The organism is Streptomyces sp. NPDC043726 (assembly GCF_056436565.1).
In genome coordinates, this window is sequence record NZ_JBWKCI010000007.1 from 1 (window position 1) to 23,547 (window position 23,547).

Here is a 23,547-nt window from a genome sequence, read left to right on the forward strand (position 1 = left end):
GTTACATTCCGAACCCGGAAGCTAAGCCTTACAGCGCCGATGGTACTGCAGGGGGGACCCTGTGGGAGAGTAGGACGCCGCCGAACAAATTTTAGAGAAAACCCCCGTGCCATCGGCACGGGGGTTTTCTGCGTTTAGGTCTAGCCCGCAAGGGGCTCTGTGGAAGAGCCCTTTACAGACGTCCCGCTGTCTTTAGCGCCAGATAGGCGTCTGCCAGTGCGGGTGCCAGTTCGTCCGGTGTCGCATCGACGACTGTGACGCCGGAGCGGCGGAGTTGCTCTGCCGTGCGCCGGCGTTCGCTCTGGGCCTGGGCCGCGGCTGCTGCCTCGTAGACGGAATCCGTTGTGCCGCGGGCTTTCGCCATACGGGCGACATACGGGTCGGCGACTGATGCGACCAGGACGGTGTGGCGCTGGGTCAATTGCGGGAGGACCGGGAGCAGGCCCTCTTCGATCGGGGCCGCGTCCAGGCTGGTGAAGAGGACGATCAGGGCGTGGCGGGGTGCCGTACGAAGTGCTGTGGCCGTAAGGCCGCGGGCGTTCGTTTCGACCAGCTCGGGTTCCAGCGTGGCCATGGCGTTGACGAGGGACGGGAGTACGTCGCGGGCGGTTCGGCCCTGGACGAGGGCGCGTACTCGGCGGTCGTAGGCGAGGAGGTCCACGCGGTCGCCGGCGCGGGAGGCCAGGGCTGCCAGGAGGAGGGCGGCGTCCATGGAGGCGTCGAGGCGTGGGGCGTCGCCCACGCGGCCGGCGGATGTGCGGCCCGTGTCGAGGGCCAGGAGGATGTGGCGGTCGCGTTCGGGACGCCAGGTGCGTACGGCGACCGCGGACTGTCTGGCCGTAGCACGCCAGTCGATGGAACGGGTGTCGTCGCCGGGGACGTACTCGCGAAGGCTGTCGAATTCCGTGCCCTCGCCGCGGGTGAGGACGCTGGTGCGGCCGTCGAGTTCGCGGAGGCGGGCGAGTTTGGAGGGGAGGTGCTTGCGGCTGGTGAATGGTGGCAGCACACGTACCGTCCACGGGACCTTGTGTGTTCCCTGACGGGTGAGGAGGCCTAGCGGGCCGTAGGAGCGGATGGTCACGCGGTCGGCCTGGTGGTCGCCGCGGCGGGTGGGGCGCAGGCGTGTGGTGACGCGGCGGCGTTCGCCGGGCGGGACGGTCAGGCGGTGGCGGGAGGCCTCGATCTCCGTGCCCGGCTGCCAGCTGCTCGGGGGCCAGGCGTCGCGCAGGTGGGCGCGCAGGGGGCGGCTGGAGGGGTTGGTGACCGTGAGGGTGACGTCGGCGGTTTCGCCGAGGCGTGCGGAGGTGTCGCCGGAGCGGGTCAGGCCGAGGCGCCGTACCGGGGCGGCCAGGGCGAAGTCGCAGGCGCAGGCCACGGCCAGGGGGGCGTTGACGGCGAGGATGCCGGTCCAGCTGGGTTCCCAGATGCCGACGGGGAGGGAGCCCAGGGCTGCGAGGAGCGCGGTGCGCCCGGTGAGTGCCATCAGCGGGGGACGGGGACGTGGGCGAGGATCGCGTTGATGACTGAGTCGGCCGTCACGCCCTCCATCTCGGCCTCCGGGCGGAGTTGTACGCGGTGGCGGAGTGTGGGCAGGGCCAGGGCTTTGACGTCGTCGGGGATGACGTAGTCGCGGCCGGTGAGCCAGGCCCACGCGCGGGCGGTGGCGAGCAGGGCCGTGGCCCCGCGCGGGGAGACGCCGAGGGTGAGGGACGGCGATTCGCGGGTGGCTCGGCAGATGTCGACGACGTAGCCGGTGATCTCGGGGGTGACCGTGGTCTTGGCGACGGCTGCGCGGGCGGCCTCGAGGTCGGCGGGGCCCGCCACGGGGCGTACGCCGGCGGCGCGCAGGTCGCGCGGGTTGAAGCCCTCGGCGTGGCGGGTGAGGACGGCGATCTCGTCCTGTCGGGAGGGCAGAGGGATCGTCAGCTTGAGGAGGAAACGGTCCAGCTGGGCTTCGGGGAGGGGGTAGGTGCCCTCGTACTCGACCGGGTTCTGGGTGGCCGCGACGAGGAAGGGTTCCGGGAGCGGCCGAGGGGTGCCGTCGACGGTGACCTGGCGTTCCTCCATGGCTTCGAGGAGGGACGACTGGGTCTTGGGGGGCGTGCGGTTGATCTCGTCCGCGAGGAGGAGGTTGGTGAAGACCGGGCCGGGCTGGAAGGAGAACTCCGCGGTGCGGGTGTCGTAGATCAGGGAGCCGGTCACGTCGCTCGGCATCAGGTCGGGCGTGAATTGGACGCGCTTGGTGTCGAGTTCGAGTGCGGATGCGAGGGCGCGGACGAGCAACGTTTTGGCGACCCCAGGGACTCCTTCTAGTAGCACGTGTCCACGGCAGAGGAGGGCGACGACGAGGCCGGTCACGGCGGGGTCCTGGCCGACCACGGCTTTGGCGATCTCGGCGCGCAGGGCTTCGAGGGAGGCTCGGGAATCGGCCCGGTCCCCGCTCTCCCCGGCGTTGTCAGTGGTCGGGTCCATCATGGACGGCGTACCTCACTTTCGAGGGCGTCGAGTTGGTCGGCGAGGGAGATGAGGGCCGCGTCGTCGCCGGGCGGCGGGCCGAAGAGGAGCGTGTGCAGGGACTGTCCGTCGCCGTGCAGGTGCGTGGCCAGGGCGGGGAGCAGGGCTTCGGGCGTGTGCGCCTGGGCGACGGGGACGCCTACGAGGGGGGCGAGGCGGGTGCGGGTGGTGGAGCGAAGAGCGGCGGCCGCGCGGTCGCGGGCGTTCGCCTTGCGGTAGAGGCGGGCGCGGCCTTCGACGGTTTCGGAGGCGCGGATCGCCACGGGGAGGTTTTCGGGCACGAGGGGGCCGAGTCGGCGTGCCCGCCAGAGGGCGGCCAGGACGGCCGCGAAGAAGAGCTGGAGTGTGCCCCAGAGCCAGCCCGAGGGGAGCAGGTCGAAGAAGCCGCGCTCGCCTTCGGTGCCGGCGGCGGTGGAGTCGGAGAGCGAGGGGAGGTACCAGACCAGATGGGGGCGGGAGCCGAGGAGTTGGAGCGCGAGCGAGGCGTTGCCCTGCTCGTCGAGGCGGTCGTTGGTGAGGATGTCGGGCGCGCCGAGTACGACGGTGTCGCCGTCCCCGGAGGTGTCGGGGATGCGCAGGAGGGTGGCCAGGCGCTCGCTGGGGTAGCAGGAGTCCGCCCGGAGGTGGGTGGTGGTGTAGCGGATGCCACCCGTGTCGGCGGGGCCGGCGCGGCGGGCCTCGGGCAGGTCGCAGTGGGGTTGGAGCGTGGAGTCGAGGCTCTTGGCGGGGTCGGCGACGACACCGGGGGCGAGCCGTTCGACGGACCAGGCGCCGGGGGCGACGAGGACGGTACGGCCGCCGGTGTCGGCCGACGCGGAGTGCAGCGCGGTCTGTTGACGCTCGGTCAGCAGGTCGGGGACGGCGACCAAGAGGGTGGTGTCCGGGCCGGCCGCGTCGCGCGCCTCGTCCAGAGTGGTGATCACGCGCGTGGACACGCCACGGTCGGCGAGGAGTTCGGCGACGGCCCGGCTGCCCTGGGGGTCGGCGGAGCGCGGGTCGAGGGCGCCGTGCCGGGTGTCGGAGCGGACCACGGCGATGGCGACCGCGGCCGCGATGAGGACGGCCAGGGCGAGGGCGATGCTTCGTGCGCGGGTCCAGATCTGGCGGGCGGTGGGCGAGACCGAGGTGGCCGGGAGCGTGGCCTCGGTGGTCATTCGGCGGCTCCCTGGCGGGCGTTGTGGGCCGCGCTGTGGGCGCTTGTGTCGGCGAGCTGGGGCTTGGTGCGCTCCAGGTCGCGGTCGAGTTCGGCGAGGCGCCGGTACGACGGGTCGGTTCCGGACTGTCCGCCGTATGTCACGTCGTCGAAATCCCGTGCGGCGGTGCGCAGTCGGTCCATGTGGGTGGGCAGGGCGCGACCGGCTTCGGCGGCGGCCTCGTCGGCGGTGCGACCGGGGCGGACATCGAGGAGGGCGCGTTCCTCCAGGGAGCGGACGACGGCCCGCATGCGTTCCTGGACAGCCTGGTTCCAGTGGCCCTGGGCGGCTTGTGCCTCGGCGGCGGCGCGGTGTTCGGCGGCGCTGCGGGGACGGTCGTCGAACAGGGCGGCGGAGGAGGTGGGTTCCCGGCGTGGTCTGCCGAGGCGCCACCACAGGGCGCCCAGGACGGCGAGGACCGCCACGATGACGACGACCAGGCCGAGCGGTCCTCCGGGTGTCACGGACGAGGCGCTGCTGAACAGTTCGTCGACCCAGTTCCAGAAGGCGTCGAGGGCGCGTTGGAACAAGCTGGGGTCGTCCTCGTGGTACATCCGCTTGGACAGCTCACGCCGGGCAGCCTCCCGCGCGGGATCGCGGGGGACCGTCAGCGGTGGCTCGTCGTCGGAGCGCGCCGCCGACAGCGCGGAGGCGTCCCCTAGGCGGGGCGACATTCGTGCGGCGGCGCCTGGCAGCGCCGAGGCCGCCGTGAGAACTCCCCCCGCCAGGCTCACCGGTTCAGCTCCCTGGGGTGTCGGATCCGTAGCCCTGGACGCCGGCGGCGCGGGCCAGTTCGAGGTCGAGGGCCTCGCGGCGGATGCGCTGGTCGATGTAGAGGAGCACGGTGACGCCCGCCGAGATCGGGAAGGTGATCATGGAGCCGATCACCGAGCCGATCCCGCTGACGATGAGGTACGTCCAGCCGACGTCGCCGCCACCGCCTTCGAGGAGGCCGCTGACGCCGTCGCTGCTGAAGGCCTCGGCCAGGAAGGCGAAGGGGATGGCGATGATCGACGCGAGGATGCTCGCGATGAGCATGGCCAGCAGTTGAATGCCGAAGACCCGCCACCAGGAGCCGCGGACCAGCTTCGCGGAGCGGCTCATCGACTTCGTGATGCCCTGCTTCTCCAGCATCAGCGCCGGCGAGGCGAGGGAGAAGCGGACCATCAGCCAGATCGCGACGACGGCGGTGCACAGGGTGCCGAGGACGGTGAGCGCGGCGCCCGCCTCGCTCGCGCCCGCGGCGGCGACCAGGATGCCCGGCAGCGCGCCGACGGCGACGATGCCGAAGGTGATGAGCAGCAGCAGGAAGATCAGCCCGAACAGGCGGGCGACCTGGGGGCGGGCGTCGTTCCAGGCCTCGCCGGTGGTCACCGACTTGCCGAGGACGGCTCGGCTGGTGACCGTGGTGAGCAGGGCGGTCGCCACGATCGTGCCGATCAGGGAGATCAGCGAGATGACGCCGTAGCTGAGCAGGGCGTCGCCCATGGCGCGGGTGAGTTCGCTGAGGGTGGCGCTGGGGTCGTTGAGGGCGTCGGTGTCGATGCGGTCGTTCAGGAAGAAGCCCTGCAGCAGGACGACGACGATCTCGGTGAGGACCGCGACCGTGAGGGCGATGCCGAGCACCGTGCGCCAGTAGGCGCGCATCGTGGAGACGGCGCCGTCGAGGATCTCGCCGACACCGAGCGGACGCAGCGGGATGACACCGGGCTTGGCCGCGGGCGGGGGGCCGCCCCAGCCGCTGCCCCAGGCACCGTGACCACCGGGGCCGCCGTAGCCTCCGGGGCCGCCGCCTGCGGGGGACCGGTTGCCCCAGCCCGGGCCAGGGGGCGGGGGCGGCGGGGTCTGCTCCGGGGCCGCGGGGCCGGTCGGCGCGGACCACTGGGCCGGGGGCGGCTGCTCCTTGGACCACTGCGAGCCGGGGCCCTGTGGCTGCGGGCGCGGCTGGTCCGCGGGCTGCTCGAGGTCCGGGCGGTCGGCGGGCCGGTCAGGGCCGGACGTGCCCGGCTCCTGTCCGTCGGACGGGGCGGATCCGGGCGAGGCCCAGCCCGGAGTGTCGTTCATCGTCGCTCCTTCACGGTGCCCGTCCGCGGGTCGCGGCGGCAGGTTGGCAGCCATCGTGCCATGGGGTGGTCACCGAGGGACCGGCCAAGGTATGGGCTGCACACCTTCAATTGTCCGCCGGATAACGGGCAGACTGACCGCATGGCTGATCAGCACGCGCGATCCGGCGAGGACAAGCGGCCGACCGAGATTCCGGTGATCCGTTGGGAAGAGCCGCCCGAAGGCCCCGTACTGGTCCTTCTCGACCAGACGAGACTGCCCGCAGAGGAGGTCGAACTGGTCTGTACGGATGCGCCGATGCTGGTGGAGGCGATCCGTTCGCTCGCCGTGCGCGGGGCACCCGTGCTCGGGATCGCGGGGGCGTACGGTGTCGCGCTCGCCGCCGCGCGCGGATTCGAGGTGGACGACGCCGCGGACGCGCTCGCGGGTGCCCGGCCCACCGCGGTGAATCTCGCCGTCGGGGTGCGCAGGGCGCAGGCCGCCTACCGGGCCGAGCTGGCCCGCGGCGGAGACGTGGGCAAGGCGGCCGCGGCGGCGCTGGCCGCCGCGCGCAAGCTCCACCAGGACGACGCCGAGGCCAGCGCCCGAATGGCCGAGCGAGGCCTGGCGCTCCTGGACGAGCTGCTGCCCGGCGGTGGGCACCGGATCCTCACCCACTGCAACACCGGCTCGCTGGTGTCGGGCGGGGAGGGCACCGCGTTCGCGGTGGCGCTGGCGGCGCATCGGGCGGGGCAGCTGCGGCGGCTGTGGGTGGACGAGACGCGTCCGCTGCTGCAGGGCGCCCGGCTTACGGCGTACGAGGCCGCGCGCAGCGGGATGGCGTACACCCTGCTGACGGACAACGCGGCGGGTTCGCTGTTCGCGGCCGGTGAGGTGGACGCGGTGCTGATCGGGGCGGACCGGATCGCGGCGGACGGATCCGTGGCGAACAAGGTGGGCAGCTATCCGCTCGCGGTGCTCGCGCGGTACCACCATGTGCCGTTCATCGTGGTGGCGCCGGTGACGACGGTGGACCCGGACACGCCGGACGGGGCGTCCATCGAGGTGGAGCAGCGCGCCGGGTTCGAGGTGACCGAGGTGACCGCGCCGCACGTGCCGGTGACCGGTCCCGGCGGGGGGATACCGGTGGCCCCGCTGGGGACGACGGCCTACAACCCCGCCTTCGACGTGACGCCGCCGGAGCTGGTGACGGCCATCGTGACGGAGGAGGGTGTGGTGTCGCCCGTCACGGCTGAGGCGCTGGCCGAGGTGTGTGCCAGGTCACGGGAGGTGACGATCGGCTGACGCCGGGTGGCCATGGGCCTCGGCGGCCGGCCTCGCGCGGGCCGCCGGCGCCCACCCCGGACCTCAAGATCGATGGGCGAGGGCAGACAGTAGCGACCCCATACGACTATCGTCACAGGCCAGTGACCCTTCTCACCAGCGCCCCGGTCACTGTTACGAGAATGGGATGATGTCGTTTATGAAGGGACGAGTCCTTGTCGTCGACGACGACACCGCACTGGCCGAGATGCTCGGCATCGTGCTGCGTGGTGAAGGTTTCGAGCCGTCTTTCGTAGCTGACGGCGACAAGGCGCTGGCCGCTTTCCGTGAGACCAAGCCCGATCTGGTGCTGCTTGACCTGATGCTGCCCGGACGGGACGGCATCGAGGTGTGCCGTCTGATCCGGGCGGAGTCGGGTGTGCCGATCGTGATGCTCACGGCCAAGAGCGACACCGTCGACGTCGTCGTGGGCCTGGAATCGGGCGCGGACGACTACATCGTGAAGCCTTTCAAGCCGAAGGAGCTGGTCGCCCGGATCCGGGCGCGGCTCAGGAGGTCGGAGGAGCCGGCGCCGGAGCAGCTCGCCATCGGCGATCTGGTCATCGACGTGGCCGGTCACTCCGTGAAGCGGGACGGGCAGTCGATCGCGCTGACGCCGCTGGAGTTCGATCTGCTGGTCGCGCTCGCGCGCAAGCCGTGGCAGGTGTTCACCCGCGAGGTCCTGCTGGAGCAGGTGTGGGGTTACCGGCACGCCGCCGACACCCGCCTGGTCAACGTCCATGTGCAGCGGCTGCGGTCCAAGGTCGAGAAGGACCCGGAGCGGCCGGAGATCGTGGTGACCGTCCGAGGTGTCGGCTACAAGGCGGGGCCGAGCTGACATGTCCGGTGACAGTGCCGCTTCGGCGCCCGGACGGTCCGGGACCCGCGCGGGGCGGCCTGTCGGCCGGGGGACGGCAGGCTCCCGCTGGGGACGGTTCTTGCAGGGCGGGCTGCTCCAGGGCGGGGTCCAGGGCAGCCCGGTCCTGAGGTTGTTCATGCGCTGGATACGCCGGCCGCTGCTGCCCGTGATGCGGCTGTGGCGGCGCAACATCCAGCTCAAGGTCGTCGTCACGACCCTGCTGATGTCGCTGGGTGTCGTGCTGCTCCTGGGCTTCGTGGTCATCGGGCAGGTGCGCAACGGCCTGCTGGACGCCAAGGTGAACGCCTCGCAGAGCCAGGCCACGGGCGGGTTCGCGGCGGCCAAGCAGAAGGCCGAGGAAGAGGCCGTCCGGGCCGGTGCCGACGGCACCGCCGCCGACGGCCGCTCCGAGCAGAACGTCATCGAATGGATGAGCGACCTGGTGGAGTCGCTGTCCAGCGGTGGCCAGGGCGCCTTCGAGGTGGTGACCCTGCCCGCCGGCGGGGACACCGGCGGTGGCCGCGGCCCCCGCGCCTCCAACTACGTCGACCCCAGCGCCAGCGTGCCCGAGAACCTGCGGGACCGGATCGACAGCGACACCGCCGCGGCACAGAGCTACACGCGCATCATCTACAACGCCGACAAGGAGTCCCAGCCGGCCCTCGTCATCGGCAAGCAGGTCAACGACCCCAACGGCGACCCCTACCAGCTGTACTACCTCTTCCCGCTCACCCAGGAGGAGAAGTCGCTCAGCCTGGTCAAGGGCACGCTCGCGACCGCCGGACTCTTCGTCGTCGTACTCCTCGGAGCCATCGCCTGGCTCGTCGTGCGCCAGGTCGTCACGCCCGTGCGGATGGCGGCCGGGATCGCCGAGCGGCTGTCCGCCGGGCGCCTTCAGGAGCGTATGAAGGTCACCGGAGAGGACGACATCGCGCGGCTCGGTGAGGCCTTCAACAAGATGGCGCAGAACCTCCAGCTGAAGATCCAGCAGCTGGAGGACCTGTCGCGGATGCAGCGGCGGTTCGTCTCCGACGTCTCGCACGAGCTGCGGACGCCGCTGACGACCGTACGCATGGCCGCTGACGTCATCCATGAGGCGCGGGAGGACTTCGACCCGGTGACCGCGCGCTCGGCGGAACTGCTCGCCGACCAGCTCGACCGGTTCGAGTCGCTGCTCGCGGACCTGCTGGAGATCAGCCGGTTCGACGCGGGCGCGGCGGCGCTGGAGGCCGAGCCGATCGACCTGCGCGAGGTCGTCCGGCGGGTGGTCAGCGGGGCCGAGCCGCTCGCCGAGCGCAAGGGCACGACGATCCGGATGGTCGGCGACCAGCAGCCCGTCGTCGCCGAGGCCGACGCCCGGCGCGTGGAGCGGGTGCTGCGCAATCTCGTCGTCAACGCCGTGGAGCACGGCGAGGGCCGGGACGTCGTCGTCAAGCTCGCCTCGGCGGGCGGGGCGGTCGCCGTCGCGGTACGCGACTACGGCGTCGGGCTCAAGCCCGGCGAGGCCACGCGCGTGTTCAGCCGCTTCTGGCGGGCCGACCCGGCACGCGCGCGTACCACCGGCGGTACGGGCCTGGGGCTGTCCATCGCCCTGGAGGACGCCCGGCTGCACGGCGGCTGGCTGCAGGCGTGGGGCGAGCCCGGTGGCGGCTCGCAGTTCCGGCTGACGCTGCCGCGGACCGCGGACGAGCCGCTCAGGGGCTCCCCGATACCCCTGGAGCCGAAGGACTCGCGCCGCAACCGCGGACTCGACGACGCGGGCATCCCGCGCGCGGAGAAGAGCGCCACCGTGCCGGCGCAGCCGACGGGCGAGACGTCCTCGATACCGTCGCGCGACCCGATAGCGCCCAGGATGGCCTCCGCGGCCCCCACGGCGGATCCGACGGCGCTGCCGGGCAACGGCGCGCGGGTGGTGCCCCGGCCCGCCTCGGCGCCGCGACGACAGGACGACGCGCCCGCCGGGGACGGGGCGCGCGGCGAGGACGCCGGGCCACCGGAGGGCCAGAGCAGGCAAGGGGAGGCATTTCGTGGGCGCTGACCGCGAGGGGGGCACCCGGCGCAGGCCGGGGCGCGCGGTGGCGTACGCCGCCTGTGGCGCCGTACTGCTGGCGGGGTGTGCCTCGATGCCCGACAGCGGCGATCTGAGCGGCGTGGACTCCACTCCGCGTCAGGACACCCAGGTGCGGGTCTTCGCGATGCCGCCCTCGGAGGACGCCACGCCCACGCAACTGGTGCAGGGCTTCCTCGAGGCGCTGACCAGCGACGATCCGAACTATGAGATCGCGAGCCAGTATCTGACCAAGGACGCGGCGAAGACCTGGCGGCCCAAGACGGGCACCACGGTCCTCGCGGACGGCCCCGACGCCTTCGAGCTGCCCAGGGCGCGGGGGCGGGAGGAGACCGGCGAGACCTCGTTCACGCTGAGCGGCACCAAGGTGGCCACGGTCGACGAGCAGCAGTCGTACGCCCCGGCGGACGGGCTGTACGAAACGCTCCTGCACCTCACGCAGGACCCGAAGACCAAGCAGTGGCGCATCGACGAGCTGCCCCCGGGCGTCGTGATGGGACAGGGCGACTTCGAGCGCAACTACACGTCGGTCAACAAGTACTACTTCGCCTCGAACACCACGGCCGGCAACGGGCGGCAGACCACGGCCGTCGCCGATCCCGTGTACGTCCGGGAGCGCGTCGACCCCATGACGCAGATGGTGCGTTCCCTGCTGAAGGGCCCCACCACCCTGCTCGAGCCCGTGGTCCGGACGAGCTTCCCCACCGGCACGGCGCTGGAGAAGGGCGTCACCACGCTGACGCCCGACGACCAGAACAGGCTGACCGTGCCGCTGAACGGCAAGGCGGCCCACGTCGGCCTGAACAGGTGCACCGAGATGGCGGCCCAGCTCCTGTTCACCCTGCGCAGCCTCACTCCATCGGTGGATGAGGTCGAACTGGAGTCGGGCGACAGGCAGCTGTGCACCTCCGACCGGGCCGAGACCACCGCCGCGCGCGGGTCGACGGAGCACGTCGAGTACCTGTACTTCGTCGACGACAAGCACCGGCTGGTCCGGATGTCGGCCGACGAGAGCGCCAGGACGCCGGAGCCGGTACCGGGCGCGCTCGGCGAGGGGCAGACCCAGCTGCGGTCCGCCGCGGTCTCACGGGACGAAAGGATGGCGGCCGGGGTCGGCCTGGACGGCCGGGCGCTGTACGTCGGCTCGCTGGTGTCGGGCGGATCGCTCGGGGAACCGGTGCTGCGCAGTACCGGCAGGACGGAGGACGACCGGCTGACGGCTCCCAGCTGGGACGCCCAGCACGATCTGTGGGTCGCCGACCGCAACCCCGCCGACCCGAAGCTGTTCCTGCTGGAGAACGGCGCGGGTGAGCCGCTGGAGGTGCGGACGCCGGGGCTGGACGGCCGGATCAAGTCGGTGCGTGTGGCCGCGGACGGCGTGCGAATCGCGCTCGTCGTGGCCAAGGGCGACAAGTCGTCCCTGCTCATCGGGCGGATCGAGCGCGAGTCGAAGCCCGGGGAGGACCGGCCGACCGTCTCGGTGATGGAACTGCGTTCCGCGACACCGCAGTTGGAAGAGGTCACCACCGTGTCCTGGGCGGGCGACAGCCGGCTCGTGGTCGTCGGGCGGGAGCAGGACGGCGTGCAGACGGTGCGGTACGTCCAGGTCGACGGGGCCACGCCGGAGGGGCCGGCGCCGGCCGCGCTGACCGGGGTGAAGGAGATCGCGGCGACGGAGGACGATCAGGTGCCGCTGGTGGCCTACTCGGAGGACGGCATCGTGCGACTGCAGTCCGGTGCGCAGTGGCAGAAGGTCGTCAAGGACGGGACGGCGCCGGTTTATCCGGGGTGATCCGGAATACGACGCCCGCCGGGCGTCCGGGTTGGGTGAGCGGCCGCTCCTGAACGGGGGCGGCCGTTTCCCTTTCCAATGGCTCATCGTGGGCTTCTGCGGTCGTTCTGGAGTCCGCCCTCAAGGCCGCCGGAGTTATCCACAGGCAGTTATCCACAGGGCTGGCAGGCGGACGCCCGGATTGGCACAGTGGAGGCCATGCGGGGGTGGTGGCAGGACCTCACCGATCTGGTGCTGCCGGCCGAGTGCGGCGGCTGCGGGAGGCCCCGTACGGTGCTCTGTCCGGAGTGCCGTACGGCCTTGAGCGGCGCCGCGCCGAGCCGGGTGCGACCGGATCCGGAGCCGCCCGGGCTGCCGGTCGTGCACGCGGCGGCCCGGTATGCGGACGAGGTGCGGGCTGTTCTGCTGGCCCACAAGGAGCGGGGCGCGCTGGCACTGGCGGCACCTCTCGGGGTGGCGCTGGCGGGAGCCGTGCGGGCGGGGCTCGGCGAAGTTCCGGGTCCGGTCGGCGGTGGACTGCCCGTGCTGCTGGTTCCGGTGCCGTCGGCACCCCGGGCCGTCCGGGCGCGGGGGCATGACCCGGCGCGGCGGATCGCGCTCGCAGCGGCGGCCGAGCTGCGGCGGGCCGGCACACGGGCGCGGGTGCTCGCCGTCCTGCGGCAGCGGCGTGCGGTGGCCGACCAGTCGGGCCTCAACTCCCGGCAGCGGTCGGACAATCTGGCGGGCGCGCTCGCGGTGGCGCCGGGCGGGCAGCGGCTGCTGGGCGGTGGTGCGGTCGTGCTCGTGGACGACCTGATGACGACCGGCGCGTCGCTGGCGGAGGCGGCTCGGGCGGTGCGGGAGGGCGTGGGGCGGGGTGGGTGGGAGGGGGCGGGGCGGGGCCCCGGGACCACCGCCACGCCAAGAGCGCGGACAGCCGAAGGACCTCGGCCACCGCACCCGGGAACCACCCCGTCCGGCCGTCCTCCCGGACCATCGGCCGCACCACCGTTCGTTCCCCCGGATTGGACAACGGCGGTGTGCATGGCGGGAAGTCGGGAAGAGAGAGGGGAACGGAGTACGGAAGTGACGGCGGAGACAGTGCGGAGGCACGGAGTGCCGGGAATGGCGGGCGGTGTACGCGCAGGTGAGGTCATGTGCGCGGCGGTCGTCGCGGCTTCGCCGGATGCTTTCGAAATAAACCGGAACTGACTGTGAACTTGCATCGTTGCAGGTAATGAGAGGACCAATTCACCTGAACGGAGGTACGCCGCTGTAGAGGGTGACGACATCCGTCCGGGCGAGATATGTTCGGTTGTGAGAGAAAGGCGCAGGCCATCCCTCTCATATCCGAATGCCGCGCTGCGGGTTTTCCGTATTCACCCGAGCCGGCGGGATGGAGATCTTGCCCGTGGGGGAGGAGGAGGTGGACGTCACCGAGTCCGAGGTTCCGGGGTTCGCCGGAGCCTGGTGCAAAAGGGAGATGCTCCGCCGCTGCAGCGGAGCGATCCGGGAACGGAGTTCTGCGTGGACATCGTCGTCAAGGGCCGCAAGACCGAGGTGCCCGAGCGGTTCCGCAAGCACGTGGCCGAGAAGCTGAAGCTGGAGAAGATCCAGAAGCTCGACGGCAAGGTGATCAGCCTCGACGTCGAGGTGTCCAAGGAGCCGAACCCCCGACAGGCCGACCGCTCCGACCGAGTGGAGATCACCCTCCGCTCCCGCGGTCCGGTGATCCGGGCGGAGGCGGCGGCCAGCGATCCGTACGCGGCGCTGGACCTGGCGGCGGAGAAGCTGGACGCCAGGCTGCGCAAGCAGCACGACAAGCGTTACTCGCGCCGAGGCGCGCGCCGGCTGACGGCTGCCGAGGTCCCCGACCACGTTCCGGGTGCGGCGACGCTCAACGGGAACGGCCACACCTTCCAGGAGGAAGAGTCGGACGGCGTTCCCACCAAGAAGATCGGCTCGCTGGAAGTGAAGGGTGAGGGACCCCTCGTCGTACGCGAGAAGACGCACGTCGCCTCCCCGATGACCCTGGACCAGGCCCTCTACGAGATGGAGCTGGTCGGGCACGACTTCTATCTGTTCATCGACTCCGAGACCAAGGAGCCCAGTGTCGTCTACCGGCGGCACGCCTACGACTACGGCGTCATCCACCTCAACACGGACCCGATGGTGGCCGAGGGGGAGACCCAGGCGGCTGGTGGCACGCTGGGCGGCTGAGCCACCCGGCCGGCGAGCGGGCAGGTGCCCCTGGAGCGCGTGTGCGCCCCCAGGGGCACCGGTGTGCGACCGGTTCGCGCCCCGCTCCGTGACCGCGCTGCGGTCCGGGCATGAAATCATGGCCGCACCGGCCCAACCGGTGGGCCGCTGCCTTGGGTTGGCGATGGCATCTGACCAGCCACAGCCTTCAGGGGGAGGAACGATGGCGGACACCTTCGGACCGATGCGGGACGAGGACGCCGACGGCGGCGTCGTCGGCTCGGGCTCGGACACGGGCTCTTCACGCAAGGAGCCGATCAGAGTCCTCGTCGTGGACGACCACGCCCTCTTCCGTCGTGGACTGGAGATCGTGCTCGCGGCCGAGGAGGACATCCAGGTCGTCGGAGAGGCGGGGGACGGCGCGGAGGCCGTCGACAAGGCCGCCGACCTGCTGCCCGACATCGTCCTGATGGACGTGCGGATGCCCAAGCGGGGCGGGATCGAGGCCTGTACCTCCATCAAGGAGGTGGCCCCCAGTGCCAAGATCATCATGCTGACGATCAGCGACGAGGAGGCCGACCTCTACGACGCGATCAAGGCGGGGGCGACCGGCTATCTCCTGAAGGAGATCTCCACGGACGAGGTGGCCACCGCCATTCGCGCGGTGGCCGACGGGCAGTCGCAGATCAGCCCGTCCATGGCGTCGAAGCTGCTCACCGAGTTCAAGTCGATGATCCAGCGGACGGACGAGCGGCGGCTGGTTCCGGCGCCGCGGCTGACGGACCGTGAGCTGGAGGTGCTCAAGCTGGTCGCCACGGGGATGAACAACCGCGACATCGCGAAGGAGTTGTTCATCTCCGAGAACACCGTGAAGAACCATGTGCGCAACATCCTGGAGAAGCTGCAGCTGCACTCCAGGATGGAGGCAGTGGTGTACGCGATGCGGGAGAAGATCCTCGAGATCCGCTAGGCGGGTCGGGCCGTCCGTCAGGCGGGTCAGGCCAGCAGGGCGGCGAGGGACTGGGTGAGGGGTTCGTGCAGTTCCGGGGCCTCGACGCGTTCGACGCGTACGTCGGTGCAGTCCACCCAGCTCGCTGCCTCCACCAGGGCCTGGGCCACCGCCGGGACCGCCTTCCGGCCGTCCAGCGTGACCTGCTTGGCGACCAGGGTGCGGCCCTCGCGGGCCGGGTCCACGCGGCCGACGAGTCGGCCGCCCGCCAGGACAGGCATCGCGAAGTAGCCGTGGACGCGCTTCTGCCGGGGGACGTAGGCCTCCAGGCGGTGGGTGAAGCCGAAGATCCGCTCTGTGCGTGCCCGCTCCCAGATCAGGGAGTCGAAGGGGGACAGCAGGGTCGTGCGGTGGCGGCCCCGCGGCGGGGTGGCCAGGGCTTCCGGGTCCGCCCAGGCCGGCTTGGCCCAGCCCTCCACCGTGACCGGGATCAGGCCGGATTCGGCGATCACCGCGTCGACCTGTTCGCCCTTGAGGCGGTGGTAGTCGGCGATGTCCGCGCGGGTGCCCACGCCCAGGGACTGGCCGGCCAGGCGCACCAGGCGGCGCAGGCACTCGGCGTCGTCGAGTTCGTCGTGCAGCAGGGCGGCCGGGACGGCGCGCTCCGCCAGGTCGTAGACGCGCTTCCAGCCGCGGCGTTCCACGCAGACGACCTCGCCGTACATCAGGGCGCGTTCCACGGCGACCTTGGAGCCGGACCAGTCCCACCAGTCGGCCGTCTTCTTCGCGCCGCCCAACTCCGTGGCGGTGAGGGGGCCTTCGGTGGTGAGTTGCTTGATCACCTGGTCGTAGGCGCCCTCGGGGAGTTCGTGACCCCAGTGGGGGCGGTTGCGGTAGGCGCGGCGGCGGAAGGCGAAGTGTGGCCATTCCTCGATGGGGAGGATGCAGGCGGCGTGGGACCAGTACTCGAAGGCGTGGGTGTCCTGCCAGTAGGCCTGTTCGACCGTGGTGCGGCCCACCGCGCCCAGGCGGGCGTAGGGGATGAGCTCGTGGGAGCGGGCCAGGACGGAGATGGTGTCGAGTTGGACCGCGCCGAGGTGACGGAGGACGCCGCGGACGCCGGAGCGGCGGTCGGGGGTCCCGAGGAGGCCCTGGGCGCGCAGGGCGATGCGGCGGGCCTCGTCTGCCGAGAGATCGGTGGTGGGGCGCGGGGTCGTCATGGCTCGCACGATAGGGGGTGGCACTGACAGTGCGGGGTGAGCTGGGGGTTTGAGTGGCGGAGGTCAAGGCCGGGGGTCAGGGCTTTGCCCGGCGGCGGGACTCCTGGCGTCTTTGCCGGGCGGCGGGGCCACCCGTGGGCGCGTGGCTCAGCTGCTACGGCCGTGCCGGGAGGTACGGGGCCGTCGAGGGGAGGCCCAGGTCCGAGGGGAGCAGGGAGCCCTGCCAGCAGTCTCGGCGTACGCCCTTGTTGTTGATCCCGGAGCGCAGGGTGCCCTCGATGGTGAAGCCGGTGCGTTCCGCCACCGCGCGGGAGGCGGTGTTGCCCACCTCCGCCCGCCATTCCAGGCGGTCGACGCAGGCCTGGGTGAAGGACCAGCGGGCGGCCGTGAGGACCGCTTCGGAGATGTACCCCCGGCCCCGGTGCTCCTTCGCCGTCCAGAAGCCGATCTCCGCCACGCCTAGCGCGCGCATCGTCAGGCCCAGCATGCCCACCAGGTCCTCCCCTACGGGGAGGAAGACGCCGAAGGTGAACATGGTGCCGTCGGCCCAGCCCTCGGGGACCAGTTGTTCGGTGAAGCTGCCGGCGTGTTCGGGGAGGTAGGGCGAGGGGATCGTGGTCCAGCGCTGGATGTCGGGGTCCTGAACGGCGCGGTAGACGGCGTCGGTGTCGCGCGGTCCGACCGCGCGAAGCAGCAGGCGGTCGGTGGTCAGGGTCACGGGGTCCATCGGCCGATTCTGCTCGGGGCCGGTCGAACGTGCCAGATATTTGCCGTGCGTGAGCGGGTGATCACAATTCGCGCAATTCGTCGGTGCCGCGCGGCACCATTCGCGGCGCCCGTCCGTTGTCCCCTTCGAAGAGACGGCAGGCCTCCCGGCGTGGCGGGGTCCTCGCATACGATGGCCGTTGCTCAGTCAAGTCAAATGGAAACCGACCGTCCCAGGCCCGACCGGCAAGGAGACCAACCCCCGTGTCCGTCCTCTCGAAGATCATGCGTGCAGGCGAAGGCAAGATCCTGCGCAAGCTGCACCGCATCGCGGACCAGGTCAACTCCATCGAAGAGGACTTCGTCGACCTCTCCGACGCCGAGCTGCGAGCCCTCACCGAGGAGTACAAGCAGCGGTACGCCGACGGTGAGAGCCTGGACGACCTGCTCCCCGAGGCGTTCGCCACCGTCCGCGAGGCCGCCAAGCGCGCTCTCGGTCAGCGTCACTACGACGTGCAGATCATGGGTGGCGCCGCCCTCCACCTCGGCTATGTGGCCGAGATGAAGACCGGTGAGGGCAAGACCCTCGTCGGCACGCTTCCCGCGTATCTGAACGCGCTGTCCGGCAAGGGCGTTCACCTGATCACGGTCAACGACTACCTGGCCGAGCGCGACTCCGAGATGATGGGCCGCGTCCACAAGTTCCTGGGTCTGTCCGTCGGTTGCATCCTCGCCAACATGACGCCGGCCCAGCGCCGTGAGCAGTACAACTGCGACATCACCTACGGCACGAACAACGAGTTCGGCTTCGACTACCTGCGCGACAACATGGCGTGGTCCAAGGACGAGCTCGTCCAGCGCGGCCACAACTTCGCCATCGTCGACGAGGTCGACTCCATCCTCGTCGACGAGGCCCGTACGCCGCTGATCATCTCCGGCCCGGCCGACCAGGCCACCAAGTGGTACGGCGACTTCGCCAAGCTGGTCACGCGGCTGAAGCGGGGCGAGCCCGGCAACCAGCTCAAGGGCATCGAGGAGACCGGCGACTACGAGGTCGACGAGAAGAAGCGCACCGTCGCGATCCACGAGTCCGGTGTGGCCAAGGTCGAGGACTGGCTGGGCATCGACAACCTCTACGAGTCGGTGAACACCCCTCTGGTGGGCTACCTGAACAACGCCATCAAGGCCAAGGAGCTCTTCAAGAAGGACAAGGACTACGTCGTCATGGACGGCGAAGTCATGATCGTCGACGAGCACACCGGCCGTATCCTCGCCGGCCGCCGTTACAACGAGGGCATGCACCAGGCGATCGAGGCGAAGGAAGGGGTGGACATCAAGGACGAGAACCAGACGCTCGCCACGATCACCCTCCAGAACTTCTTCCGCCTCTACAAGCGCCACGACCACAACGGCAAGGAAGAGCCCGGCCTGTCCGGCATGACCGGTACGGCGATGACCGAGGCCGCCGAGTTCCACCAGATCTACAAGCTGGGCGTCGTGCCGATCCCGACGAACCGGCCGATGATCCGCAAGGACCAGTCGGACCTGATCTACCGCACCGAGGTCGCGAAGTTCGAGGCGGTCGTCGACGACATCGTCGAGAAGCACGAGAAGGGCCAGCCGATCCTCGTCGGCACGACGTCGGTCGAGAAGTCCGAGTACCTCTCGCAGCAGCTGAGCAAGCGCGGTGTCCAGCACGAGGTGCTGAACGCCAAGCAGCACGACCGTGAGGCGACCATCGTCGCCCAGGCCGGCCGCAAGGGCGCCGTCACCGTCGCCACCAACATGGCCGGCCGTGGTACGGACATCAAGCTCGGCGGCAACCCCGAGGACCTCGCCGAGGCGGAGCTGCGCCAGCGCGGCCTCGACCCCGAGGAGCACATCGAGGAGTGGGCGCACGCCCTGCCGGCCGCCCTGGAGCGGGCCGAGCAGGCCGTGAAGGCCGAGAAGGAGGAGGTCGAGGAGCTCGGCGGCCTCTACGTCCTCGGCACCGAGCGGCACGAGTCGCGGCGTATCGACAATCAGCTGCGCGGTCGTTCCGGCCGTCAGGGCGACCCGGGCGAGTCCCGCTTCTACCTGTCGCTGGGCGACGACCTGATGCGTCTGTTCAAGGCGCAGATGGTCGAGCGCGTGATGTCGATGGCGAACGTCCCGGACGACGTGCCGATCGAGAACAAGATGGTCACGCGCGCGATCGCCTCCGCGCAGTCGCAGGTCGAGCAGCAGAACTTCGAGACGCGCAAGAACGTCCTGAAGTACGACGAGGTCCTCAACCGCCAGCGTGAGGTCATCTACGGCGAGCGCCGCCGCGTCCTGGAGGGCGAGGATCTGCACGAGCAGATCCAGCACTTCATGGACGACACCATCGACGCGTACATCACCGCCGAGACCGCCGAGGGCTTCGCCGAGGAGTGGGATCTGGACCGGCTGTGGGGCGCCTTCAAGCAGCTCTACCCGGTGAAGGTCACCATCGACGAGCTGGAGGAGGAGGCCGGCGACCGGGCCGGGCTGACCGCCGAGTTCATCTCCGAGGCCATCAAGGACGACATCCACGCCCAGTACCAGGCGCGGGAGACTCAGCTCGGCTCCGAGATCATGCGTGAGCTGGAGCGCCGGGTCGTGCTGTCGGTCCTGGACCGCAAGTGGCGCGAGCACCTCTACGAGATGGACTACCTCCAGGAGGGCATCGGCCTGCGCGCGATGGCGCAGAAGGACCCCCTGGTCGAGTACCAGCGCGAGGGCTTCGACATGTTCCAGGCCATGATGGAGGGCATCAAGGAGGAGTCCGTCGGCTACCTGTTCAACCTGGAGGTCCAGGTCGAGCAGCAGGTCGAGGAGGTCCCGGTCGAGGACACCAAGCCGACGTTGGAGAAGACCGCGCAGGACGCGGTTCCCGCGCAGGCGGGTGCCCGTCCGGAGATCCGCGCGAAGGGCCTCGACGCCCCGCAGCGTCGGAACCTGCACCTCTCCGCGCCCACCGTGGACGGCGCGGGCGGCACCGTCGAGAGCGACTGGTCCGACGACGGCGAGCCGGTGCGCTCGGAGGCCGACGGCCTCACCCGTGCGGAGCGCCGCAAGCAGTCCCGCGGCGGTCGGCGCCGTAAGAAGTAGTCACGCGGCGCCCGGGAGGACGTCGTAGCGGCTGGGAGGGCCGGGTCACCTGTCAGGGGGCCCGGCCCTTCGGCATGAGGCCGTACGGCCGTGAGGGGGCCGGAGAGCGGGCTGCGCGGGGACGATGCGACGGGGCGGGCCGCGCGGTGGTCGTAGGGGCCGCACGGGCGGCTGTGCGGCGCTGGTACGGCCCCTCGGCCGTCCGTACGGCACCCTCACTCGTCGTCCGTGCGTGGCCGGGACGGGCCGCCCAGTTCCACCGCCGTGCAGCGCCAGCGCAGGTCCGGTCCCTGTTCCAGGCGGAAGGCCATGGCGCGCAGGCGGTCGTCGGCGCCGATGCGGGCGAAGACCTCGATGGCGCCGGGGGAGGGGACGTAGTAGCCGATGTCGCGGATCACCGGGCTGCTGCCGCGCAGGGTGCGCAGGGGGCCGCGTTCGGCGAGCCAGGCCAGATCGTCGTAGGCGCGGCCCGCGGTGTGCCGGAGCATGTAGTGGACCGGGCGGCGGCCGCTCAGGACGGCGAGGAGGCGGTCGGCGAAGACGTCGGTGGGGCGCGGCTGGGGTGCGGCGGGCGGGACCGGGCGGCGCGGGGTCTGGGGCGGCACCGAGGGGGCGATCTGCCGCGTGACGGCCGTGGTCGGCGTCGCGCGCTGCTCGCGGGGCCTGCCGCCGTCCGGGGTGCGGGGCGGGGCGCCTCCGGGGCGGCGGGGGTCGCGGCGGCCCGGCGGGCGGGCGCCGGGGTGGTTCTTCGCCCTCGTCATGACCTTGTTCATGGGGTGCCCCCGTGGGTCGGCCCGGGCTGTACCGGGCAGTAACTTGCGGTTGGGGATCTTGTACGGGGTCGGAGTGGGGGCATCAAGCACGGGCGGGCGCAGGTCCCGGGGTGAGGAAGGTTCACCTATCCGGATGACCTCGGGGGTGCTCGAACCCGCCACTTCGGCGGTGCGGCGGGTGAGTTCCCGGACCGGGGTGGACGGCCGGCGGGGTGTGGGCGGGGGCTCGAAAGGGGACGGCCGCACGTATCCTGAAGGCCCTTCGGGAGGTGCGGAAACGCCCTCTCCGGGGCTGCCCGGAGTCTCCGACCACGAAAGCGGCCAGCCATGCGCGTCTACGTCCCCCTGACCCTTCCCGGTCTCGCCGAGGCGTACAAGACGGGCGAACTGGGAGGCGGGTCGCTGCTCGCCTACGCCGTCACTCCGGCCCTGCGTGAGTGGTACGTCTCCGACGACATCGAGGAGCTGGAGTACGCGGCCCTGAACCGGGCCGCGGCGGCGTCGCTTCGGCTGCTGGCGGCGGACTCAGGGGCGCCGAGGCGCCGGGTCGTGGTCGCCGTCGACGTACCGGACGGTGCCGCAGCGGCCGACCCGGACCGGGGGCTGGATCCGGCGGCACTGGGCGAGGTGCGCGTCGCGGGGGCGGTGCCGCTCGCCAAGGCGGCGTCGGTGCATGTCGACGGCGCGGACGCGGAGGCCGACGTCACGGCCGCGGTGGAGGCGCTGGCGGCGGCGGACGACGGGGACGACGACGCACAGTTCGTGGTGGACGGGGCCGAGGACCACGAGCTGCTGTGGTACGCCACGCAGGAGATCGCGAACCTGGTGGCGCTCGGCGGCTGAGGCGAGCGTTGTGGGGTTCGGCGGCTGAGGCGAGTGTTGTGGGGTTCGGCGGCTGAGGCGACCGGCCTGCTCTCCGCTCCCCTTCCTTGACCTGCGGTTCTCTTGATTGTCAGTGGGTGCGGGTACCGTTTTTCGTCATGGGGAAGCGAGCAGGGGCGCACATCGTCTGGGACTGGAACGGGACACTGTTCCACGACAACGACGCGATCATCGGAGCGACGAACGCGGCATTCGGCGAGCTGGGACTCGAGCCGATCACGATCGAGCAGTACCGGGCGCTGTACTGCGTACCGGTGCCGAAGTTCTACGAGCGGCTGCTCGGGCGGCTGCCCACCGACGCCGAGTGGGAGGTCATGGACGAGACCTTCCATCGGTACTACGCGGAGCACCGGGTGCGGTGCCGGCTGACCGTGGGGGTCACCGAGCTGCTGACCGGCTGGGGCGCGGCCGGGCGCAGTCAGTCGATCCTCAGCATGTACGTGCACGAGGAGCTGGTCCCGTTGGTGCGGGGCTTCGGGATCGAGGCGCACTTCATACGGGTGGACGGCCGGACCGGCCCGTCCGGCGGGAGCAAGGCCGAGCACATGGTGCGGCATCTCGAGGCGCTGGGCGGTGTGGTGGACCCGGCGCGGACCGTGGTGATCGGGGACGCGGCCGACGACGCGGTGGCGGCGCTGCACGTGGGGGCGCGGGCCGTGCTGTACACCGGGGGCTCGCACAGCCGGGCCGGCCTGGAGGGCGTGGGCGTGCCGGTGGTGGACTCCCTGAGCGAGGCGGTCGAAGAGGCGGAGCGGCTGGCGGCGTAGCCGGACGACCGGCGGGGCCAGGGCGGTCGCCAGCCACTCCGCCCCGGCCACTCCGCCCCGGCCACTCCGGCCCCGGGTACGTCACCTCCGGCACTCCGCCCCCGGCCACGCCACCCCCGACCTTCCCACCCCGCTTCCCGGTTCAGGTCACCGGCGCCTTGGCGCGGAGCACCGTCAGGAACTCCCGCATCCAGGCGCTGTGGTCCGGCCAGGCCCGGGAGGAGACGAGGGTGCCGTCGACCACGGCCTCGGCGTCCTGGAAGGTGGCGCCGGCGGCCTGCATGTCCAGTTCCAGCGCGGGGTACGCCGTGACGCGGCGGCCCCGGAGGCCGTCGACGGCGGCGGTGAGCAGGGGGCCGTGGCAGATCTGCGCGACCGGCTTGTCGGCGTCGAAGAAGGACTTGAGGATCTTGCGGAGTTCGGGGTCGTTGCGGAGGTACTCGGGGGCTCGGCCGCCCGGGATGACCACGGCGGCGTAGTCGCCGGGGTCCACCTCGGCGAAGGCGAGGTCGGCGGGCCAGGTGTAGCCGGGCTTCTCGGTGTAGGTGTCGAAGCCGGGCTCGAAGTCGTGGACGACGAACTGGAGCTTCTTGCGGGCGGGGGCGGCGATGTGGACCTCGTAGCCCTCCTCGCGGAGGCGTTGGTAGGGGTACAGGACCTCCAGTGACTCCGCTGCGTCGCCGGTGACGATGAGGATCTTGGCTGTCATGTCGGTGCGCTCCCCTGTTCGGCCGTGGACTGCGGCTGCGTCGGACTCTCTGGCAACGTCCCTCGGTTGGCGGGTCTTGCCAAGAGGGCCTGCGCCGGTGGGGTGACCCCGGGGCGGGGCGCCGCCGGCTCTGCGGCATCCCCCAGGCACCCGGCACTGTGCAGAACGTCAAACTTCGACCCCTGGTTTTGTACACATACGGCTCATGACGGCCCCCGGGTAATCAGCGATAGCCTTGTGGCGTGATCAGCGCGATAGCTCGCGGGGGCCTCGTTGCCTCTGCCCTGCGCCCGGTGAGCACGGATGACATCCGTGGCCGGGCGGTGGTCGCTGGTCTTCGCGGGCGGGTTCCCGTCGTGGCGCGCAACCCCGTGGTGTCGGCAGTGCGGAGAGCAGTGTCACACCCACGAGGCACGGCGATTTTGGCTGATATCCCCCCGCTCATCTCACCTCGCGGCATA

General features: G+C 71.2%; 19 protein-coding genes and 1 rRNA gene. 11 read left to right on the forward strand and 9 right to left on the reverse strand.

All coding sequences use genetic code 11. From position 1 onward, the window contains the following. Positions 1–86 (forward strand): 5S ribosomal RNA (gene rrf / locus AC068Z_RS20630); the annotation flags it as partial. Positions 87–172: 86 nt separating this feature from the next. Here the strand turns inward: rrf and AC068Z_RS20635 are convergent. From AC068Z_RS20635 to AC068Z_RS20655, 5 genes are read right to left on the reverse strand one after another with little or no spacing between them, the layout of a single operon-like run. Further along, positions 173–1,483, reverse strand: a complete 1,311-nt coding sequence (locus AC068Z_RS20635; RefSeq protein ID WP_478557293.1) for a DUF58 domain-containing protein — start codon at positions 1,481–1,483, stop codon at positions 173–175. Next, positions 1,483–2,472 (reverse strand): AAA family ATPase, encoded by a 990-nt coding sequence (locus AC068Z_RS20640; protein WP_478557295.1) that lies wholly within the window; start codon positions 2,470–2,472, stop codon positions 1,483–1,485. Before AC068Z_RS20640 ends, AC068Z_RS20635 begins: the two co-directional genes overlap by 1 nt. Next, the gene (locus AC068Z_RS20645; protein ID WP_478557297.1) at positions 2,472–3,668 is read right to left on the reverse strand and encodes a DUF4350 domain-containing protein; all 1,197 of its coding nucleotides are present in this window, start codon (positions 3,666–3,668) and stop codon (positions 2,472–2,474) included. Before AC068Z_RS20645 ends, AC068Z_RS20640 begins: the two co-directional genes overlap by 1 nt. Next, positions 3,665–4,441, reverse strand: coding sequence for a DUF4129 domain-containing protein (locus AC068Z_RS20650; protein WP_478557299.1), 777 nt, complete (start codon positions 4,439–4,441; stop codon positions 3,665–3,667). The genes AC068Z_RS20645 and AC068Z_RS20650 overlap by 4 nt, the downstream gene beginning before the upstream one ends. A 4-nt stretch (positions 4,442–4,445) precedes the next feature. Further along, positions 4,446–5,771, reverse strand: a complete 1,326-nt coding sequence (locus AC068Z_RS20655) for a DUF7847 domain-containing protein (RefSeq protein ID WP_478557301.1) — start codon at positions 5,769–5,771, stop codon at positions 4,446–4,448. 141 nt (positions 5,772–5,912) lie between these two features. Here AC068Z_RS20655 and mtnA point away from each other — a divergent pair, with 141 nt between their 5' ends. The 7 genes from mtnA to AC068Z_RS20690 all read left to right on the forward strand — a co-directional run bounded on the left by mtnA (position 5,913) and on the right by AC068Z_RS20690 (position 14,940). Further along, a complete protein-coding gene (gene mtnA, locus AC068Z_RS20660; protein ID WP_478557303.1) occupies positions 5,913–7,055 on the forward strand; it encodes an S-methyl-5-thioribose-1-phosphate isomerase in 1,143 nt (380 codons plus the stop codon). Between the two features lie 166 nt (positions 7,056–7,221). Further along, a complete protein-coding gene (mtrA, locus tag AC068Z_RS20665) occupies positions 7,222–7,911 on the forward strand; it encodes a two-component system response regulator MtrA (protein ID WP_015659998.1) in 690 nt (229 codons plus the stop codon). Position 7,912: 1 nt separating this feature from the next. Beyond that, complete coding sequence (mtrB, locus tag AC068Z_RS20670; RefSeq protein ID WP_478557309.1) at positions 7,913–9,970, forward strand: MtrAB system histidine kinase MtrB; 2,058 nt, start codon at positions 7,913–7,915, stop codon at positions 9,968–9,970. Further along, positions 9,960–11,792 (forward strand): LpqB family beta-propeller domain-containing protein, encoded by a 1,833-nt coding sequence (locus AC068Z_RS20675; protein ID WP_478557311.1) that lies wholly within the window; start codon positions 9,960–9,962, stop codon positions 11,790–11,792. Before mtrB ends, AC068Z_RS20675 begins: the two co-directional genes overlap by 11 nt. Positions 11,793–11,990: 198 nt before the next feature. Beyond that, entirely contained in the window at positions 11,991–12,983 is a 993-nt protein-coding gene (locus tag AC068Z_RS20680; RefSeq protein ID WP_478557313.1) for a ComF family protein, read from the forward strand. 315 nt (positions 12,984–13,298) lie between these two features. Continuing rightward, positions 13,299–13,991: a ribosome hibernation-promoting factor, HPF/YfiA family gene (gene hpf / locus AC068Z_RS20685; protein ID WP_451727069.1), complete on the forward strand. Its 693-nt coding sequence runs from the start codon at positions 13,299–13,301 to the stop codon at positions 13,989–13,991. Positions 13,992–14,193: 202 nt separating this feature from the next. Continuing rightward, positions 14,194–14,940: a response regulator gene (locus tag AC068Z_RS20690; RefSeq protein ID WP_478557316.1), complete on the forward strand. Its 747-nt coding sequence runs from the start codon at positions 14,194–14,196 to the stop codon at positions 14,938–14,940. A gap of 26 nt (positions 14,941–14,966) precedes the next feature. Here the strand turns inward: AC068Z_RS20690 and AC068Z_RS20695 are convergent, their stop codons facing one another. Then, positions 14,967–16,139: a winged helix-turn-helix domain-containing protein gene (locus AC068Z_RS20695; protein ID WP_478557318.1), complete on the reverse strand. Its 1,173-nt coding sequence runs from the start codon at positions 16,137–16,139 to the stop codon at positions 14,967–14,969. Between the two features lie 154 nt (positions 16,140–16,293). Then, entirely contained in the window at positions 16,294–16,866 is a 573-nt protein-coding gene (locus tag AC068Z_RS20700) for a GNAT family N-acetyltransferase (protein ID WP_478557320.1), read from the reverse strand. A gap of 242 nt (positions 16,867–17,108) precedes the next feature. On the opposite strand from AC068Z_RS20700, the gene secA reads away from it, so the two are divergent. Further along, on the forward strand, positions 17,109–19,955 hold the full coding sequence (gene secA / locus AC068Z_RS20705; RefSeq protein ID WP_478557322.1) for a preprotein translocase subunit SecA: 2,847 nt from the start codon (positions 17,109–17,111) through the stop codon (positions 19,953–19,955). Positions 19,956–20,170: 215 nt separating this feature from the next. On the opposite strand, the gene AC068Z_RS20710 is transcribed toward secA, so the two are convergent. After that, positions 20,171–20,728: an Rv3235 family protein gene (locus tag AC068Z_RS20710; protein ID WP_478557324.1), complete on the reverse strand. Its 558-nt coding sequence runs from the start codon at positions 20,726–20,728 to the stop codon at positions 20,171–20,173. A gap of 327 nt (positions 20,729–21,055) precedes the next feature. Between AC068Z_RS20710 and AC068Z_RS20715 the strand changes: the two genes are divergently transcribed. Together AC068Z_RS20715 and AC068Z_RS20720 are read left to right on the forward strand one after the other, a co-directional pair. Further along, positions 21,056–21,571: a DUF6912 family protein gene (locus AC068Z_RS20715; protein WP_478557326.1), complete on the forward strand. Its 516-nt coding sequence runs from the start codon at positions 21,056–21,058 to the stop codon at positions 21,569–21,571. Between the two features lie 137 nt (positions 21,572–21,708). Next, entirely contained in the window at positions 21,709–22,377 is a 669-nt protein-coding gene (locus AC068Z_RS20720) for an HAD family hydrolase (protein ID WP_478557328.1), read from the forward strand. A 142-nt stretch (positions 22,378–22,519) separates the two neighbouring features. On the opposite strand, the gene AC068Z_RS20725 is transcribed toward AC068Z_RS20720, so the two are convergent. After that, on the reverse strand, positions 22,520–23,086 hold the full coding sequence (locus AC068Z_RS20725) for a DJ-1/PfpI family protein (protein ID WP_478557330.1): 567 nt from the start codon (positions 23,084–23,086) through the stop codon (positions 22,520–22,522). Between the last annotated feature and the right edge of the window lie 461 nt (positions 23,087–23,547).